Origin of the sequence: Rhodoferax sp. U2-2l (assembly GCF_020594515.1) — a bacterium.
Classification (GTDB): domain Bacteria; phylum Pseudomonadota; class Gammaproteobacteria; order Burkholderiales; family Burkholderiaceae_C; genus Rhodoferax.
On sequence record NZ_JAJCTH010000008.1, the window covers coordinates 1 to 17436 of the forward strand.

Sequence of the window (17436 nt, forward strand, 5' to 3'; positions counted from 1 at the left end):
TCCACTTGCTCCACCACCGACAGCTTAAAAGCCAACGTGTAGTCGCGCTGTGTGCGCTTCACTCCTGTATCCATCACACCTGCCCTTTCTTGACGGCAAATGTGTCAACTTCTGGCAGGACGGGTCACGCCCAACAAAAAAAGCACCGGCTGCTATGTGGCGTAAAAGTGCTACTAATTGCGCGTGAGTGAGTAAATTCAATAACTTATCAATAGTAAGCATACTAATAGTCGCTGAGAAATCAGTGGCTATTTTTCTTTGGTGCGCCCGGCAGGGCGCACCTACTGGGAGACGAAAGTCCTCTACTCGCCCGGCAAGGAAAAGAGTTAGCCGACGGCAAGGGTTTCGCGGGCGACTGCGAGTCTGAAGGAAGCCGGATGGCAAAGCGCTGGCCTGACGAACAGGCAGCGGAAACGAGGCATCGCATCGGGGTGAGGTGTCCGAAATCATCAAAGCCCGAAACTTGCACGGAACGATGCGGCGTATAACCGACAGGTACAAGCGTGAAGGTGACCCAACGTGTCGCGCATCAGACTCTGAATCCGAGTGTCAGTTTGGCAACTGGTACATTAGATTGCTGCAAGCCAGTTCTTCGACGGAGATGCTGCAGAACCTGCCGGGGTACTTTTTGCCGGACATGGTTTCGAAGATTTCGGTGGGTATCGACTGATCTTCGAACATCTCGTGGCCTTGCCATACAGCACGCAGTCGCTCCATTTGCCAATTGCGGCTACCGTTGACGTGATCAGGTGTAACGATTTGCACTGAAATAAGTTTTGTGTTGCTGGCCTGCCCTGATTGAAGAAGTGGCTCAATGCTTTTGAAGTCACTCACGAGGATGGTGCTAACACGTGTGAATTCATCTTCAACATCCTCTATGACCCCCAGATTCACGACGAACCAGATTTGCTGTAGCGCGAGTTCGGCTGCATCCCATATTTGCTCGCCGCTGCTGGCGAACATGGCTGAGACGGGAGACTGGTAGGTGCTTCTGGTGATAAACATAATGTTAAGAAATGAACACTATAGATTGTAGCCCTATAGTATTCATTATTAGTTAATTGGAGGCATGACCAATGCTTCCCACCCCATCCATAACTTCGCCAAAGCTATTCGTCTCGTTCGCAGATCAAAAGGACTTAGCCAGGAAGATTTCGGGGTGATGTCGAGTAGAACCTATGTCAGCACCCTGGAACGAGGCTTGAAGTCGCCAACTCTGAGCAAGATTGACACCCTTGCCCAAGTCATGGAAGTCCATCCCCTAACCTTACTGGTATTGTCGTATGTGGAGGTCCATGATCCTGAGGCGTTGGGCAGGATGCTTGAGCTTATTGCCAGCGAGATTTCAGCTATCGAATAAACAGCGCAGTGCGCAGTCCGATGTCTATGACTGTTGGCACCGATTGAATTTCGACGGTGCAGGGGTGCGGCGGTGGAATTCTTGAACTACTTAGAGGTAGTTCATGTGGTGAAGCCTGGGCCTTTCAGCGCCCTAGTGAGTCACCGCTGCGAATTCCGCATGTATGGCATGCTCTTCTGACTCAAGCTGATGAAAGAAATTCTTGAACTGTTGCGACTTCAAGCGACGGAAGGCTTCCGACATTGATGCTGTACTTTATACCTGTCACCCCAAGTGGGGGAATGTAATCATCGGGAAGCCTGGGAAACGTGCCGGTGACCTCAAAAACATGCACATCTCGGAATGTGAACCTCAGTAGCGCGCCGGTCTGTCGCAGGCCTTCATGCCATCCTAGTTGCGCCAAGCGTGAATCGAAGACATCGAGCGCATGTCCATCCGATTCGAGCTTCTCCCGAATTTCATCGACGCGGTCAGCCAGGGTTTCTTCACCGCCCAGGCTTTTCTCCAGCATAACGCTGACGAACAGGAGTCGTTTGTTGATGGGTGGCTTTAGCTGATCGATGCGGGAAATCTCATGTCTCGGCTCAGACCGGGTGGTGGTTTTTACCTCGACATGAACTCCCTGCCCGACGAAATCGTGGCGTTCGCTTTCCGGGCCACTCCATAGATGGCAGACCCGCGTGCCGAGGGTTGGGAACATCACATTCGACAGCACCCAGAGTTCACCGAACAGGCCGATCTGCTCCGTCGTGCCGAGGTCGGGTGCGAGTGGGCGCAGCGCTGCGCGCATGTCGTCGATGATCCGTTCTACCGAGACCGCAGGATCGCGACCTTCGATGCGAATGGCATGGAGGACCTTGTTGGCAACGAGCGTCAGTAGTTCTTCGTGGTGGCTTCGGGCGGAGACATCGATCCATATCTGTCCGCCATCCAGGATGCGTACCTGAAGGCTTTGCAGATCTGGCGGCAGGGTGTGCGGGGCGACATCGATGGCCAGCAGCAGGTGCAGTCGTCCGTCGTCTGAAACACCTATCAGTGCAGCTTCGAGATCTTCGATCGCCTGTTCGTAGATATCCTCGTATGGAAGCCGCTGCTCGCGCAGGAGTGTCCAGCGTTCCGGTGTGATCTCACCCATGGTGGACCCCCCGGTTTACGACAAACGGCTGGTCGCCATCCGTTGTCCGGGGGAGAGATAGCGCGAGGCCCAGCACGGCCTGGGTCGGAGCGCGCAGCGGCTCAGGATCGAGAGGGTAGAGCAGTAGCAGCCCTTGTTGAGCAGGGCGCTCTTCGCGCATTGCCCGGGCATTGAAGCCTGACGCGGCGCGGTAGTTGTCCGGTCCGCCATTCAGATCTACGCCTTCGTGGCGGGGATCGATCAGGATCCCGATCGATTCATTGGCCTGTAATGAACGTCGCACAAGGCCGAAAGGCCTTCCGCCCAGAAGGACCTGCCTCTCCCGCTGCGGGTTGGCCACAAACACCGTCCAGTTGGTCAGCTCTCCCGCTTCGGCTCGCTCCAGGATCCAGTCGGCAATCTCGGCGCCCAGAAACGCAATGCTGTTTGGGTGTCCTTCGTAGCGCCGTAGGAACAGTGCGATGTCTTCTGCCGGCACATCGTGCGCAATGGCACCACCATAAGCATCCTGTGTTGGCGGATGCTGTCTCAGCAGCGCCGATGCCAAGTCAATGTTCCGCTCCAGCAGTTCCCTATCCTTCATGGGAAACAGGATGGTCTGCGGGTTCTCGCCAGACCATGACCGCGCGTCATCCGTCTGCATCTTGCTCTTGTTCTTGCTGGTGAGCAGGAGCTTTGAATGAGCGCGCATTCGGATGGCCATCTGGTCAGGCCGGCGGCCGGCCTTGTTTAGCGCTGTGATCGAGTCACGCAGAGACTCTTCAACCAGCGCCAGCTCCACAAACCATTGCGCGATGCCTTCAGTTGTCCAGATACGGATCAGGTCCTCGTATCCTGCGCGGAAGCCGTACCAGCGGGCCATCTGTAGCAAGGCGTCAGCCAGCGTCGTCGTACGCAGGAAGTAGGCTATCGTCAGGCCCTCAAGCGTCAAGCCCCGTGAGAGTCGATTGCCGCCGACTGCGACAAGCTGCCGGTCCGGCTTGGCGTCATATTCCAGTTCATCGCCCGTCGTGCTGTTGAGCACGACGACAACCAGACGGGCCAAGTTCGTCACTGCCTCTTCGAGGAGAACCTCTTCGCTGCAGGGCATATCGACCGATCCCAGTCCTGCGAGTGTTGACCGGAACATCTTTCTGAGTACGCCGGGTTCAGCGCTTTCGTGATGAAACCAGCCGCGGATCTGTTCTTCGATCGCTTCGCCTATGCGAAGCTGGTCCTGCTGAAGTTGCGATACGTGCACCAGCATCGTGTTCGGCTTGCCCAACTGTCCGCGTAGCAACCTGATGGCGCCGGCCAATGCAAACGTCAGAAGGGCATCGGCGAGCGATTGGGGCAGGTCCAGCGGCCCCCGTGCAACGATCGCCTCGCTCTTTTTGCGCTGCTTCGACTTCAAAGCCTTCACATCTGCAGGGTCGACAGGACGCAGCACATCGCGTCCTTGCGCGCTGGTGCCGAACAGCTCCTCGGTCCCTGTGTATCCGTCCGGTCGAGGAAGCTGGACAACGAAGTCCTTTGGGAACAGGTCCTCGCCGACTTGGTTGTCGCTGGCGTCGGGGTCGATGAGGATGTTTGCGAATGGTGTTGCCGTGTAGGCGATATATGTGGCCCGCGGAATCTTCCTGAGAATGTCGCGGATAAGTGCGTTGGTCAGTGACGGGGCCGTGTCTTCGTCCGGTGCAGTGTCCGCGTCGATACTTGGATCACTTCGATTGCCGCGTGTATTAATGGATGCCTGATCCGCTTCGTCATCGATCAGAAGAACTGGTACATCAGCGAGCCGGCCTTCGAGTTTGCTGAACCATTGATTGAGCCGCTTCAGGATAGGCGTGATCTTCTTTGCAACGATCAGGACGGTACCGGACGATGCAAATCCGTCGGCAACCTCCGGCTCGCGAAAGTCGGTGGCCTCGTCGGTCAGCGTGATCCAGTCGACGCCTGTCCCGGCCAGCTCCAGGTCCAGGCGCTTCTGCGTCTGGTTCCGCAGTGAATCGTGAATGCCGGACAGAACGATGATCAGGCGGTAGCCGACATCGGCTGCGCGTGCCGCCACAGCCGTGAAGTTAGCTGTCTTGCCAGACTGAACATAACCGACGACTAGACCGCGGCACTGGAACTCCGGGCGACTTATGGGTGTGGTCTTTGAGATGATTCGCAGCGACTCCTCGGCGACTGAGGCAATCTGATGCGGCTTCCATTTGGGCTGGGAGCGGAGATACGCTTCGTGCCGGGACCAGTTGGCCCAAGCGGTTCCGTCTGTCCACAGGGCCAGCCTGGGCTTTAGAGTGAGGGGCAGCGGAAGTCGGACCTGCATTAGGCCTTGTCCGTCAGTTGGTCTGGAACACCGGCCGCCTCCAGCGCGCGAAGGAATTCAGAGAGGGCGGCTTTGGCATCGGCATCTTTGTCGATGAGCTGCACGAGCGTCACCAGCGTCGGCATCAACGGGGTGACTTCGACTTCCTCCCCCTTGAATCCGGTCTTGCGCTGCCATGGCTTGTCGCCACTGCTGACAAGGCGGATCGAGGCCTTTTCCTTCTTTACTGCGGGGGATGGAGCACGGGGCGCCACAGTAGTGCCTCCTGATGCTGTCGTTGGCGGCACAACGCCATTAGGCGCCGGCGTGCCTGTAGTCGAAACATTCTTGTCACCGCCTGTCGGCACCGGCGCAGGTTTTTCCTTCTTGTTGTACCGGAGGCGGGCTGCTGCGCGAGGGGCCTTGATCAAGCCTTCCAGGGGCTTGGTGATCGCAAACGGCAGGCGAACGAGTTGCTTGCTGATATCTACCTGTAGTTGCTCATCTGCGAGCCTGTCGAAGTCAATGGCAACACGAATCAGCTTGGTGTGCTCATCTTTGGTGAAGAGATCCTCCCAGCCGCCCCATTTAATTAGGCGATCAAGGCGGTAGAAGTACAGGCCCTGGGTATCATTGGCCCGGCCGTTCAAGGTGTGCCGATCCCGTTCGATACGCTGCTCACGCGGAGGTAGTGGCTTGATGTACTCATCGAACTCTGCCTCGTTTGGCGTGACATACGCGCGGACATAGAGGGCCGGCGTCTTGTCCGGCGTGGGGCTCGGAAGCTCGATGCGGTGCTGGTCGTACTCCTTGGTCAGCGGATGCCCCATGGGATTGTTTGCGCGCAGAGTGTCATCGTTCAGCCTGATGATGACCTTCTCACGCCCGCGTGCCTTGCCTTCGAGGTACCGATGGAACACAAGTTCGAGGTGCGACTTGATTGCAGCAAGCTCCTGCGCATAGGGGGAGTCTGCCTTCCCCCTCGCCGGTTCCATCGAGGGACGCATCTGCGTGAGCAGCACGGCTGTGCCAGAGTCTCCGATGTGAACTGCCGCAGCATGCTCTTGAGCCACCGGGTCGTTCAGCAGCGCCCAGCGGCGCGTTTTGGCGAGGTGGTCCTTGTCCCAAGTGAGGGTCGTGCTCTGGTTTCCGGCAGCCTTCGACACCACAGTTAGGCGATCGGCTTGGGACCAAGCTGCACCCTTCAGTCCATAGCCAAACTTGCCCAAGTCGCCGTCGTCGTATTCACGCTGGTGTCCGATCTTCATTGCGTCGCGCAGGCCCGATGGAGTCATGCCCGCTCCATCGTCGCGGATGCACATCCACCGGCCGCCCGCATTGGGATTCGGGAACGTGATGTCGATCTCCCGCGCACCATGCGACAGGCTGTTGTCCACGAGATCGGCCACAGCGCTGGGTAGACTGTGGCCGGCACGCGCCAGGATCTTGAAAAGGCCAAGCGGATCCGGTGCGGCGTCATCGTCGTTGCGGTTGTTGTCGTTTTCTTTTGGTGACGTCACGAACACTGTATCTTCCTCCTTGAATAGCTTCGGGAAGTGATCCGAGAGCACTGCTTGGCAGTGCTGGCCCTCATCACCGTATAACGCGATCATTGCTGACTTACCAAGCCGTGCGCTTTCCCCGTGGCCAAGGATCGAAGAGCGGGCGGGGTGCTCTGCGGGAATGACAACCCATGAGGCCTTTGCCGGAGTTGTCGAAGCGTCAACAACCATTGCAAACAGCACACCGGGATCGACGAAGCGGTAGAAGGGACTTGTCGGGCAGTCGCCCTCAAACCTCCAGTTTTTGTGCTGCCGCTTGAGCCATGATGAAACCTCGACCACGGTGTGCTCGTCTTCGAGACGCTGGCAGTTGATGGCGATGGTGTCCCGGTCTTCTGCAGAAGGGAAAACCGTGTCTACAACGTCCCAGTCGAAATTGATGGAGCGCTGCTTTGCGCGTTCCTTACCCTGACGGCGGTACTCATGAAACATGCCGAGTTCGGAATGAGTCAGCAGTCGGAGAATTGTGAACTTCACTTCGTTCCCTCTGTTGTTTTGATCTGTGATGGCTTCAGGTCGAACAGCGTTACGCGCATGTCCGGCGTTTCCGGTGCACCCAGGCACTCTCTGATCCCGCGCGCGATGGCATAGGCGAAAAGTGGCGGTACGGCGTTACCGATCTGCTTGAATGCCGGGTTCATTGAGCCCTTAAAGACGAAGCCGTCGGGGAAGGACTGGAGCCGCGCAGCCTCGCGGACGGTGATGGTGCGCGCCTGTTCCGAGTCGAAATGGATGTGGGAATAGGAGTCCTTGCCGAGGTGGGCCATCAGCGTACGGACCGGGGCATCGGAACGGAGCTTCCACCACTTGTTCGGGAACTTTCCCGGGTCATAAGGAATGCGCCAGGCCGTGATGTAGGAGCTGACGTCCGGATTTCGCGGGTCAGTCGACAGGCCGCGCTTCTTGCGGTTTGCAAGCCAAGTCGCAATCTTCTGCTCGACATAGGCATGGACTTGCGGGTACTCCCAACCGGGCTCGATCTCGGCAAAGATCTTGTAATCCCGGGGGAGGTATCGAAAGACATGGCCAGTGGTGGACTTGGTCGCAAATCCCTTCCATTCGCGCATGAGGCGTGAATAGGCGGTTGTAGGCTCCGCAGTGGTGTACTCAACAGCTTCTGATGGATCCTTTGCGCCGCGACGGATGGCGCCAGTACGTAGGAGATCCATTGCAAACCGCGGCGGGAGATCGGCAAGGGCATCGGAGGCCGAGGTGGCTGTGGGCGAGTCGGGCGCAGGATCCGGGACCCAGCGATGGTGCGCTGAGCCTTCCGCTTTCAAGACGCGGCGGGCGGCATTCTTGGAGCTGATGTAGCCGGACGGCAGGACGAGATGATGCGTTGGCACGGGAAACTGCGGCTTGACGCCCGCAGCCCGATGGACTCCGACAAGAATCATCCGCTCCCGCATCTGCGGTACTCCGTACCAGGCGGAGTTCAGCAGCGTGTAGGCAACGTCGTAGCCTTCGTCGGCAAGGCTCTTCGAGACGAGCTCAGCAACGTTGGTTCCACCATGGTTGAGGATGTCTGGCACGTTCTCCATCAAGAGTGCAACAGGCTTTGTCGCCCGGATGAACGCGACATACCGTTCCCACAGGCTCACACGCCCGTCTACGAGGAACGCTTGGTCTGCCGTTACCTCTTCACGCAGTCGCGCCTGTTCACGGAGCTTGGCCCGGCCGACACGGGCGAACGCCTGACAGGGCGGACCGCCGACGAGGACATCGATCTGGTGGTCTGTGGCGCCCAGCAAACCGAGATCGCAAAAAACTGAGTCTGCGGTTTCGGTCACCGCATCTCGCGGGGAGTGGTGTGCGTCCTTGTCACCTCCGACAGAGCGCGAGCCGAAGTTTGCTCCGTGTGACTTTGCAGCCCACGGGTCCATTTCAATGGATGCCACGGGTGTAAATCCGGCGGTCAGGAAGCCCAGCGAGATGCCGCCACAACCGGCGAACATGTCCATATAGCGGATCTCGCCACCTTTCTGGATTCGCTGCAGCTTGTCGCGAATCAGCGTGTCATCGGAGGTCGAAGCGCGGAAGGTCTTACCGGGTGAATTTGGCAGGTCGTTGGCCGTGGAGTCAAGTATTTTGGCGGTCTTGCTGGATTGCAACTTGCTTAGAACGGGTTGGATGGACATCCGGAATCTCTCATAGGGAACATGCGCCAGGACCAACTGAACGGTGCGAAGCAGGCAGGCGTATCAAATATAGTCTTACCACACGACGCAGCCCGCTTTGACGAATAGTCAACTCGGCGCCACATGCTGCTACGTGGCACAGTGTAGTGGACGCTTCGGCCTACCTAGATATGTACCTGACGGGTACGCTGATTTTGCCGTCAGTCGGCGCGTATCAATTCTGTAGGGGCGACTTTTTTCTATTTGACCTTCTTGACCGTGGCATCGCTCTCTGCGCGAAGCGCCTTGTGTGCCATGAGACCGAGGGCAACCTCCGCGCCTTACTTAGGCACGACCGTCTGTACTCCCTCGGCGCCGCCCAACTGCGCCACAGGCTTGGTTGTCTCCACGATCCCGAGAATTTTGCCGATGGCTGTCAGGTAACCAATTTTGTAGATCGCCCGCCCCTTGGCGTTGAGAACTCGCCCGTAATCGTCCTGAGTCCAACCTTCATCCTGCAAGAATGTCTCGCTCACCGCATGCTGGAGTGCTTCCTTCTCCGAATCGGTCAGACCAGTGAAGGCAGGAAGAATCTGAATCTGCTCCTTGGACGTGTTTACATTCATCTGCCTTTGATCAATCACCACCTCGGTGTTGGCCTTGAGCAGATTCACTTCACCCCTTAGCTTCTTGTTCTCTGCCAAAACTGCGCCCATAACCGCCCGAACCGCTGGGTCGGCAATCTTGTCGAGCACCGCATAGACGGGGTTCTCGCTGACTTTGCGCACCTTGCGGGTGACACCACCGGCATGGTCGGCCCAGGCCTTGATCAAGCCCTTGAAGTCGTCGCCCGTCTTGTTGTGGATGGTGGACTTGACCGGTCCACCTCGTTCCTGAGCAATTTTCGAGATCGTGGCCACCGAGAAGTCACGGCTACCCCTCTCATGCTGCTCCCGGCACACGGCATAAATGAGATCGAGATTCTTTTGCTTGCGTGGATTGGCATTGGCCTTAAGTTGTTCCAGCAGTTCGTCAGGATTCATCTTTGTCTCCTTGGGGTCCGGGTAAGCTGCGGTTCTTGCGGGCTGCCTCAATGATCTGGCGTACCGGGGTACCGGCTACGCTCTGAGCAATCGCATCCCAGGTTTCATCCACAATGCCCAGGTCACGAAGGCGCCGCAGGCCTTCCACATAGTCCAAGGCCCCCTTGAGTGAACCGGTGCGTGCTTGAATGAGATGCATCACCGCATTGCCTGCCGCCAATTGCTGTTTGGGTTTGAGCTGGAAGAACACGGGCTTCATCTTGTTGAACTCCAGCATGCAGTCCAGCAACTGGCTGCGCTGTAGCACCGGCTTGCGGGCATCGATCTCGGGGTAGATCACTGCGTTCTCACACAGCACTTCGATCTGGTGCAATTCGGAAGGCGTCTCGATGAACCCAGCTTGAATGTCAGTCATCGCCCCGACAGCCACCAACTGCACACCCTGTTTCTGCTCGTCCTTGAGGATTTCCAGTGAACGCCCGATCAGGTGATAGGTCGCCTGAAGGTCATTGACCAGCTTGCCCATCGCCTCGGCCTCGGCCTCGTAGCGTTGCGAGAGGCTTTCCAGTTCCCGGTGTTGTGTGAACAAGCGGCCATTGCGCTCACAGTCGGCACGACGGTTTTCCATGAGGGTGACATCTTCATGCAGGTTGTTATGGCGCTCGGCGCGTTCGTGCGCCTCGTAGCTCACCGCATTGAAGTGGGCTTGCAGACCGGGCAGGAAGGCCGGGCCACTCAGGAAGAAACGGCAGCGCACACAATTGCGCTCGTGAGGGTAGCCAAGGACAGGGCCGAAATGGTTGTGTGAGTCGGATCCAATCTGAGCCCCTCCCACATCACACATCGACCCACCCACCGGACAGATGCCCTTGTCTTCAAACACCAAGCCTGCCGCCGACCTCTGCCCGACGGCGGCGTGCATGGCATCCCCACTGACGCTGGCAAAGCGCTGGCTGACCTGCTCCATGGTCGCGTCCAGCAGGAAGCGCCGATGGTTGGCCTCATCCGCCGCCAAGGTCTTGCGCTCGGCAATTTCCAGCACTTCCTTCATGTAGGCATACCCGAACTTGGTGTAGTACAGGGTCATGATGATGCGGGCGTGACCGGCAATCAGTTTGGAGACCACTACTATCGGCAGTTGCTGGTCCAGCACCAAGTAGCTGATCAGCGAGACGCGCAGGGCGTGAAGGGGGTAGTGCGTGTTGACGCTTGTGCCCTGTTGGATAAACTGGATAGGAGTGCCGTCGTCCAGGGTCTGGTTGCTCTCTGCGCAGCGTTTCTCCAGGCGGGCCAGGAGCAGATACCAAGGGCGATGGAGTGCAGTGCTAACTAGCGGTTTCTGTCGATCAACCCCCTTGGCTGCCGCATCCCTGAACAGGAAACAGGCGGTGCCGCGTGCTGCCAGCACCTCGGGGTGCGGTGGAGTATCCCCAAAGTGCTTTAACTCCAACGCACTCCACTCCATGGGCATCTGGATGGGGTTGTAGCGCTCCTGCCAGCGGCGCAGCTTCTCCAGCCAGTACAGCACCGTCTCGTGGGCCCAGGGAACCACATATCCTTTGGAGTTTTCTGGCTTATTGATGTCGGCCGTCTTGTTGGTGTTGATGAAGAGTCCCGCACCCACCTCATTGGCACTGCGGTGGAACACGCCACGCTGGTAGGGTCGAGTGGCGCTGCCAGTAGCCAGCGGTGAGTCGTTCAATTCGAAGCTCCCACCCTTCGGTCCATGGAGGTAGCGCCAAGTATCGGCCTCGCCAGAGTCCAACATGCGGACTTGAAACGTGCGTAGCGGCAGTTCCAACTTGAGGTAGAGCGCCACAGCACGAACTGGCGACCAGAGTTCGGTGACACGACTTGGAAGTTGGAGATTTTTCACATCATACTTGGTCGACGCTCGCTCGCGCCATACGCAGTCGGGGTCATCAGGATTCACCAACTGCGGGTCCACCACGAACCATTCCCCGCCACTATTCCCCCCCTCCATGGACTGTTGCGCCCATTTCCAATCTCGAAAGGTTGGCCCCTCAGCCAGCATGCCGCGCAGATCCCTGATGTAGCGGATCGATAACGAAGACTTGGTGGTTTCGGTGAGTGATCCCATGCCAGATTTGGTCAATCTCGCCACCGGGTTGTGGAGTTCATGGGGCACCAGCTTGTGCCCATGATCGTCCTCGATCGCGAGCTTTTCGGCGAGTACCCAATCGAGGAAATCGGCGACGCAGTTGTTGAGTGGCACATCTGAGCGGCCCAACAACCCAATAGAACCTTTGCTTTTGCCCTTTACAATCATGTCGCAAAAGCTTGGTTTGGGCGTGCTTCGTTGGAGCCACACTGCCGGGTGGCGCGACTGATTGCAGCCAACGAGGTACTGCACCAGAAACTTGTCCAGAGCCTTGAGGCGGGGGGACAAGCCTAGCTTCTGGGTACCCAACCACTCGGCGGCGAGTGTTTGCCAATGCACCATGCGCGGATCGATGGCCAGCACATGCGATAGCGTGATGTCGGAGCCCTTGCAGGTAGTTTGGCTCCGCATCCGGGGAAACGGGTTTCGCAGGTCCGCGGGCACGACCAAGTGACCCTCGGCATCGGGTCGCGCAAGCGTGGTGCGCAGAACCCAGTCGAGGAAATTGCTGATGATGTCGTGTTGAACTCTTCCATGATTTGAAGCAAGTTTCCCCAACTCCAATGTTTTCCAGAGATCGGGGAGAGGCGTTCTGGCATCAAACAAGCTGTATGGGTTCTTATCCAGCGACTGCCCGTGCAGGTAATGCACGAAGAAGGCACTGAGAGCAGTGGCCTTGGGGGAGTAATTCTTCTGCGGTGAGTACCACTCAGCGGCCAATGCCCGCCAGTCCTCAAAGGCCGGATTGATGGCCAGCAGGAAACGGAATTCGGGGTCAAAATTCTGATCGGTTCCTTTGATTCTTGCTACCATCAGTTTCTCCTTACCAATTTCGGATTCGGGCCGCTCATCAGGCCCAGCGGGTCCACGTCCTTGAAGCCGAACGCCAAGAAGTCGGGTGGCGGCAGCACCGTGCCAGCCTTTTCACGGTCAGTGGCGGCCTCCAGTGCCCGTACCAGCTTGGCCCGGTCGGGCTCGGTGTAGACCACCTGCGATTCCAGTGACTTGTGGTGCAGCGCCTTCTTGCGGAAGATCGGGTCAATCTCGGCATCGGCCAGTGCTTGGCCGTAGGCATGCCGGTGCCCATGGGGCGTGGTCCCCAAGGCCTTTGCCGCCTGCAGTCCGATGCGCTCCACCGCGCGGCGGTGCTGGTTTTCAAAGGAGTCAATACCGTAGGGCTTTCCTTCCTGCGTTACAAAGGCGAAGGGATGGTTACAGTTCATTTGCGCCCTCTGGGCCATGCACAGCACCCAAAGCTTCCAGAACAATTCGCCGGCCCACTGCGGAAACCAGTTGATCCACATGAAGTGGCTTTGGGAGTCCAGCGCGTTGCCCTTCCAGCCCGCATGCCATTGGTCGCTGCTGGCGTATTCATTTCGTGGGCGCATGGCGTACTTGCCGTGCAGGTAGGTCAGGCGGTTGCACTTGATGGGTTGACCCTTGGCATCGAGCCAGTCCGGTGGTGCTGCACCCAAACTGGGGTGGTAGATCCGCACCAAGGCCCGATCTGAATGGATGGGATCGGGCACCACGTCATGGACATACAGATGAAAGGGTTCGGACATCCGCAAGCCCCCATAGTGCATCAGCATGGTTATAAGGATGTCGCGTAGGTTCAGTCGCTCTTCCAGGCGCGGACTCTTTTGATTGCCCGGCACGATGAATCCCTTGAACAGCAGATCGTGTATTCGGTCATCGGGAAACCGCTTCACTGGCTCGTGGTCAATGACAGGGGTGCGCTTGAGCAGGGTGTTGCGTGCACGGGTCATGCTCAGGGATGATGTTTCGCGGTCCCAGGTATGCGCCAGAAAGGCTCGATCCCGCCTCTGATGCCATGCCGCCCAGGCCAGCATTTCTTCGCCACGGGTGGCCTCGCGCCAGGGATTGAGGGGCTTGGTGCCGGACTCCTTGGCCATCCAGTCCGAGAAGGCCGAAATGGCGTTGACCAAGACCCGCACGACCGGGGGATTGCGTCCCTGCCAATACAGTCCACTGGGGTCGTGACCGTCATTACCCACCGTGCCGGTGTACAACCGCTGGGTGAAGGTCTCAAACAAGTCCTTGGGGTCGTCAAAGCAAGAGTGGTTGGCCGCCATGTAGTCCAGCAGCAGACCCACTGCCTGTGTCACCTTGACCATCCACGCATGGCTTCGTACCTGTACATGGGCCAGCAGGTAGTCCACCAGCGGCATCAAGGGGCCATGCTCGGTCACGATGATGGGTATTTCCGTGACCACGCCGGTGTTGTCGCGGTGCAACTTGCCGCGAACGGTGGTGTGCTGCATCAGTCTTCCCCTTTCATCGTCGCCAACCCTTCGCTCAGTTCTGCGTCCAGCATGGCGCCCAGAGCGACATGCCTGCGCTCCGAATGGCGCGGTGCCAACACGGCCGCCTTGGCGGCGTGTACATCGCCCACCAGAATCACCTGTTGTTCTGCCCGCGTCACGGCGGTGTAGAGCAGAGTGCGGTCCAGAAGCTTGCTGTGGCGCACCGGGATGATGACCCGACCAAAGCCACTGCCCTGGGCCTTGTGAATGGTGATGGCATAAGCCAGCTCCAGATGGGCCAACAGATCGATCGTCAGGTCCCGCGTGCGCCCGTCGTCCCAGAGAACGCTTCCGATGCGGCTGCCTGGAGCCTTGTCGGGCGCGGCAATCTCGGCGGACAGCAGGACGCCCAATGAGCCATTCTGCAGGTCGATCTCCCAATCATTGCGCAGGCAGATGACGGGGTCACCCACCCGCAGTCCGGTACCCTGTGGCTGGTCGAACTCCAGGTTCCAGATCATTAGCGGCTCACCATGGTCGTTGATGCGCTTCTGGCAGAGCGCGTTGATGGCATTCATGCCACCGAAGGCCGCACTGCGCGTGGCGCACAGGATCTGACTGCCGCTGCGGTCCTGGTCGTACAGGCCCAGCACGATTTCGTTGATTTGATCCAGCGCACAGGGAACAAAAGCAATGTCGGCATTTGCATCATCGGCAAGTGAGGGCCACTCACCGCTGCGAATTAAGGCAGCAGCTTCGGCGATGGCACCACCGTAACGCTTGATCTGAGTGAGTTCCACCACCGGTAATCGGGGGTGATGTGCCAGTTCATGCAACAGCAGACCCGGACCCACCGGGGGCAATTGGTTGGGGTCACCCACCAGCACCACCCGATAGTGCTCTGGCAGCTGCCGCAGCACCCGGTACGCGGAGGGCAGATCCACCATCGAGGCTTCGTCGATCACCACCACCGCGTTTCGTGCGGCGTTGGCGTCGAAGTGTTTGAGAAAGCCGGCAATGGTCTGCGCGCTGTGTCCGGTCGCTTCACCGATCCGCTTGGCCGCCCGACCTGACAGCGCCATGGGGTACACGGTGTAGCCCGCCCGTTCGTAAAGCTGGAACATGCCTCGCAATACCGTGGTCTTGCCCGTGCCAGCACCTCCGGTGATGACACAAAACGGATGAGCATTGGCCAAGGCCAGTGCTTCGATCTGCTTGTGGTGCAGGGAAATGCCACCCTGGCCCTGGTAATCAGCGATGTGTGCGGCCAGTGAGCGCTCGTCCAGCAGGGGGAGCGCCTTGGATGCCCGAATGGCGATGGCTTGGGCCACGCCGCGCTCCATGACATAGGGACCCGGTGCGTGCAGCCGGTCACCTTGGCGAATGAATCGCACCAGGGATTCGGCTTGGAGGACTGCCGACTTGGCGAGATCACTGGATTGCAACAGCGAGCGTAGTCGTTGCAGGAGTTCCGCCTCGGGGATACAGGTGTGTCCGGCATCGAACGAAGCGTATAGGGCTTCTTCGACCGCACCAGCGAGTCGGCGGGGATCGGTGGCGACCAGGCCAAAGGTGTTTTGTGCGAGGGTGTCTACAACGGCCCAGTTAGCGGCAAAGCTCAGAAGCCGATAAGGATCGTCTTCAATACGCTTGGCCGCGTCTTTGCCATAGAAATCCAGTATCTTGCGACCCAGCGATACGGCAAAGCCCTTGGACTGCAGCCATTGCAAGGTAAAAGTGTTGCCCCATTGCAGCCAGGCTTCGGCCAAGCGTTGCGCCATGGCCCGTGGCATTACCGCTTCGAGTTGGTCCACGTCCGACTGGTCCAGCACGGCGAACAGAGTGTCCCCAAAATGCTCCCACAAGCGCCGCGCCTTGACTTCGCCGATCCCCTCAAAGGCATCACCCTGCGCGAGCAGGGTGATGATGTGCTCGCCCGAGGGGCGCAGCATTTCCATGGCGTCCGGTGTGATGGTGGATTCAGTCAGCCGGTAGCCATTGATAACGATGGTGTTGGGCTTAGATGGCCCGGTCACCCGCCACAGTTGGCCAGCTTCAACCGGGGCCAGCAGCAGTTGACTGGAGGCTTTGACTACATAGTGGGTCTTGGCGTCCACGCGCCAACCTCGATCATCCACTTCCACACCGGTAAAGATAGCACCGCCTCGCCCATACGGGTTCTGGCTGCGTACCGCACTGACCCGCAAGGTCATTACCGGTGGATTCATCGTGGCAGTCGTCCGGTGCTGCACAGCACATCGTCCATCAAACGAAAGCGCTCCAGATCACCGCGCACCAGAGAGAGCTCGGCACGCAGTGCGGCGTTTTCTGATTCCAGGCGCTTCATTAGCGCCTTGTCTGCTGATGCGCGTGGGTTGGGTGTTGTGGGTTCGGGAGCTTCGGCTGGACTTGTCTCGACCAAAGGGGGCAAGACTTTGCGCAAGCGAAGTTGTTCTTCTAGGTCACGCAGGGCGTCCTTGATGCGCGGGTTCTGCAGCAGCACCGACTTGGCAAATCCGCACTCGCGGGCAATCTCCTGGCGGGACAACTGGCCGCGCATGACCATCTCCCGGAAATCGGGGTCGGTCTTGCCGGCCACCCAGGAGACGAAAGCAGCAAGGTTTTGTTCGGAACGTTGTTGGCCGTTCATAGAAATAGTAAGCGTCTTACAATTGGTATTAATAATATACCATAGCTAGTTTATTTTCAGGTAAAAAAAAGCCACGCTTGAGCCCAAGAGTGGCAATTTAGTCGGTTAATAGTAACGTATAGCTACGCCATATAACCGAAGGTGCTTTTTTTGAGGACGCTGCAAGAAGCAGCGTGGTCAGAAGGCTTTAGGCCTGCTTGCTAACCGCAGCGGCAGCGCTGAGCGCTTGCTCGGTCACGGCAGAGACATTGCTCTCAGCCAGGGCCAGCGCCTTCTTGGCGGTGTTTTGAGCCGACTCGATGGCGCTTTGGCTGGAAGCCAGGGCGCTCTTGAGCACAGCCACAGCCGACTCGGTGCCAGCCGGTGCGTTCTTCACCAGGCTGTCAAAGGCTTGGGTGAAAGCCTTCTGGTTTTCAGCCGCCTTGCCTTCGAGGGCCTTGGTGAACTCGGCGCTGGTTTCCACCGCGATGCCATACACATGGCGGCCGTAAGCGGCGGTCTTTTCAGCCATGGGGGCGACCAGGCCGGTTTGCAGGGCCATCACTTGCTGCACGTCTTTGGCGGCCAGCAGGGCCTGGGCGTGGTCGAACGACTCGGTCATGATCGCTTTGGCGGCGGCCATGTTCAACTCAACCAGCTTCTCGAACCCGGCGAAGGACTGGTTGGACAGGCCGATGACGGCGTCCAGGTTGGATTTGCTGGTGGCGGTCATTTGGTCAATGGTCATGTTCATGGTGGTTTCCTTCAAGGTGGGTTACGGGGGCGGGGCACTTGCTTCACTCGTTTATGCTGCAGTGCAACATGAGCGAATTATAGGCAGGCAAATCGCCTTGGCAAGTTAAATTTGTTGCAGTGCAGCAAATTTCCTAGACCCACACCTCTAAATCGTG

The 17436-nt window shown here is 58.4% G+C and carries 12 protein-coding genes; 1 reads left to right on the forward strand and 11 read right to left on the reverse strand.

Going from position 1 to position 17436, the window contains the following annotated elements; all coding sequences use genetic code 11:
• Positions 1-549: 549 nt before the first annotated feature.
• Complete coding sequence (locus LHU53_RS08775) at positions 550-1005, reverse strand: hypothetical protein (RefSeq protein ID WP_227332268.1); 456 nt, start codon at positions 1003-1005, stop codon at positions 550-552.
• A 64-nt stretch (positions 1006-1069) separates the two neighbouring features.
• Here LHU53_RS08775 and LHU53_RS08780 point away from each other — a divergent pair, with 64 nt between their 5' ends.
• A complete protein-coding gene (locus LHU53_RS08780; RefSeq protein WP_227332269.1) occupies positions 1070-1360 on the forward strand; it encodes a helix-turn-helix domain-containing protein in 291 nt (96 codons plus the stop codon).
• 181 nt (positions 1361-1541) lie between these two features.
• Here LHU53_RS08780 and LHU53_RS08785 read toward each other — a convergent pair whose 3' ends face one another.
• The 10 genes from LHU53_RS08785 to phaP form a co-directional block, all read right to left on the reverse strand.
• Complete coding sequence (locus tag LHU53_RS08785) at positions 1542-2495, reverse strand: PD-(D/E)XK motif protein (protein ID WP_227332270.1); 954 nt, start codon at positions 2493-2495, stop codon at positions 1542-1544.
• Positions 2488-4806: a Z1 domain-containing protein gene (locus LHU53_RS08790; RefSeq protein ID WP_227332271.1), complete on the reverse strand. Its 2319-nt coding sequence runs from the start codon at positions 4804-4806 to the stop codon at positions 2488-2490. Before LHU53_RS08790 ends, LHU53_RS08785 begins: the two co-directional genes overlap by 8 nt.
• The gene (locus LHU53_RS08795; protein WP_227332272.1) at positions 4806-6824 is read right to left on the reverse strand and encodes an ATP-binding protein; all 2019 of its coding nucleotides are present in this window, start codon (positions 6822-6824) and stop codon (positions 4806-4808) included. The genes LHU53_RS08790 and LHU53_RS08795 overlap by 1 nt, the downstream gene beginning before the upstream one ends.
• Positions 6821-8485, reverse strand: a complete 1665-nt coding sequence (locus tag LHU53_RS08800) for a DNA cytosine methyltransferase (RefSeq protein ID WP_227332273.1) — start codon at positions 8483-8485, stop codon at positions 6821-6823. Before LHU53_RS08800 ends, LHU53_RS08795 begins: the two co-directional genes overlap by 4 nt.
• 320 nt (positions 8486-8805) lie before the next feature.
• The gene (gmtX, locus tag LHU53_RS08805) at positions 8806-9507 is read right to left on the reverse strand and encodes a gamma-mobile-trio protein GmtX (RefSeq protein ID WP_227332274.1); all 702 of its coding nucleotides are present in this window, start codon (positions 9505-9507) and stop codon (positions 8806-8808) included.
• Entirely contained in the window at positions 9497-12442 is a 2946-nt protein-coding gene (locus LHU53_RS08810; RefSeq protein WP_227332275.1) for an integrase family protein, read from the reverse strand. Before LHU53_RS08810 ends, gmtX begins: the two co-directional genes overlap by 11 nt.
• Positions 12442-13914: a gamma-mobile-trio recombinase GmtY gene (gmtY, locus tag LHU53_RS08815; RefSeq protein WP_227332276.1), complete on the reverse strand. Its 1473-nt coding sequence runs from the start codon at positions 13912-13914 to the stop codon at positions 12442-12444. The genes LHU53_RS08810 and gmtY overlap by 1 nt, the downstream gene beginning before the upstream one ends.
• Positions 13914-16109, reverse strand: coding sequence for an ATP-dependent RecD-like DNA helicase (locus tag LHU53_RS08820; protein ID WP_227332277.1), 2196 nt, complete (start codon positions 16107-16109; stop codon positions 13914-13916). The genes gmtY and LHU53_RS08820 overlap by 1 nt, the downstream gene beginning before the upstream one ends.
• An 11-nt stretch (positions 16110-16120) precedes the next feature.
• Complete coding sequence (locus LHU53_RS08825) at positions 16121-16546, reverse strand: VPA1267 family protein (RefSeq protein ID WP_227332278.1); 426 nt, start codon at positions 16544-16546, stop codon at positions 16121-16123.
• A 187-nt stretch (positions 16547-16733) separates the two neighbouring features.
• Positions 16734-17279, reverse strand: a complete 546-nt coding sequence (gene phaP, locus LHU53_RS08830; protein ID WP_227332279.1) for a TIGR01841 family phasin — start codon at positions 17277-17279, stop codon at positions 16734-16736.
• Positions 17280-17436: the final 157 nt, after the last annotated feature.

What these genes read in the sequence shown, in the direction of transcription:
- LHU53_RS08775 (WP_227332268.1), bottom strand. Translation starts at nt 1,005, where the DNA reads ATGTTTATCACCAGAAGCACCTACCAGTCTCCCGTCTCAGCCATGTTC.
- LHU53_RS08780 (WP_227332269.1), top strand. Translation starts at nt 1,070, where the DNA reads ATGACCAATGCTTCCCACCCCATCCATAACTTCGCCAAAGCTATTCGT.
- LHU53_RS08785 (WP_227332270.1), bottom strand. Translation starts at nt 2,495, where the DNA reads ATGGGTGAGATCACACCGGAACGCTGGACACTCCTGCGCGAGCAGCGG.
- LHU53_RS08790 (WP_227332271.1), bottom strand. Translation starts at nt 4,806, where the DNA reads ATGCAGGTCCGACTTCCGCTGCCCCTCACTCTAAAGCCCAGGCTGGCC.
- LHU53_RS08800 (WP_227332273.1), bottom strand. Translation starts at nt 8,485, where the DNA reads ATGTCCATCCAACCCGTTCTAAGCAAGTTGCAATCCAGCAAGACCGCC.
- gmtX (WP_227332274.1), bottom strand. Translation starts at nt 9,507, where the DNA reads ATGAATCCTGACGAACTGCTGGAACAACTTAAGGCCAATGCCAATCCA.
- LHU53_RS08810 (WP_227332275.1), bottom strand. Translation starts at nt 12,442, where the DNA reads ATGGTAGCAAGAATCAAAGGAACCGATCAGAATTTTGACCCCGAATTC.
- gmtY (WP_227332276.1), bottom strand. Translation starts at nt 13,914, where the DNA reads ATGCAGCACACCACCGTTCGCGGCAAGTTGCACCGCGACAACACCGGC.
- LHU53_RS08820 (WP_227332277.1), bottom strand. Translation starts at nt 16,109, where the DNA reads ATGACCTTGCGGGTCAGTGCGGTACGCAGCCAGAACCCGTATGGGCGA.
- LHU53_RS08825 (WP_227332278.1), bottom strand. Translation starts at nt 16,546, where the DNA reads ATGAACGGCCAACAACGTTCCGAACAAAACCTTGCTGCTTTCGTCTCC.
- phaP (WP_227332279.1), bottom strand. Translation starts at nt 17,279, where the DNA reads ATGAACATGACCATTGACCAAATGACCGCCACCAGCAAATCCAACCTG.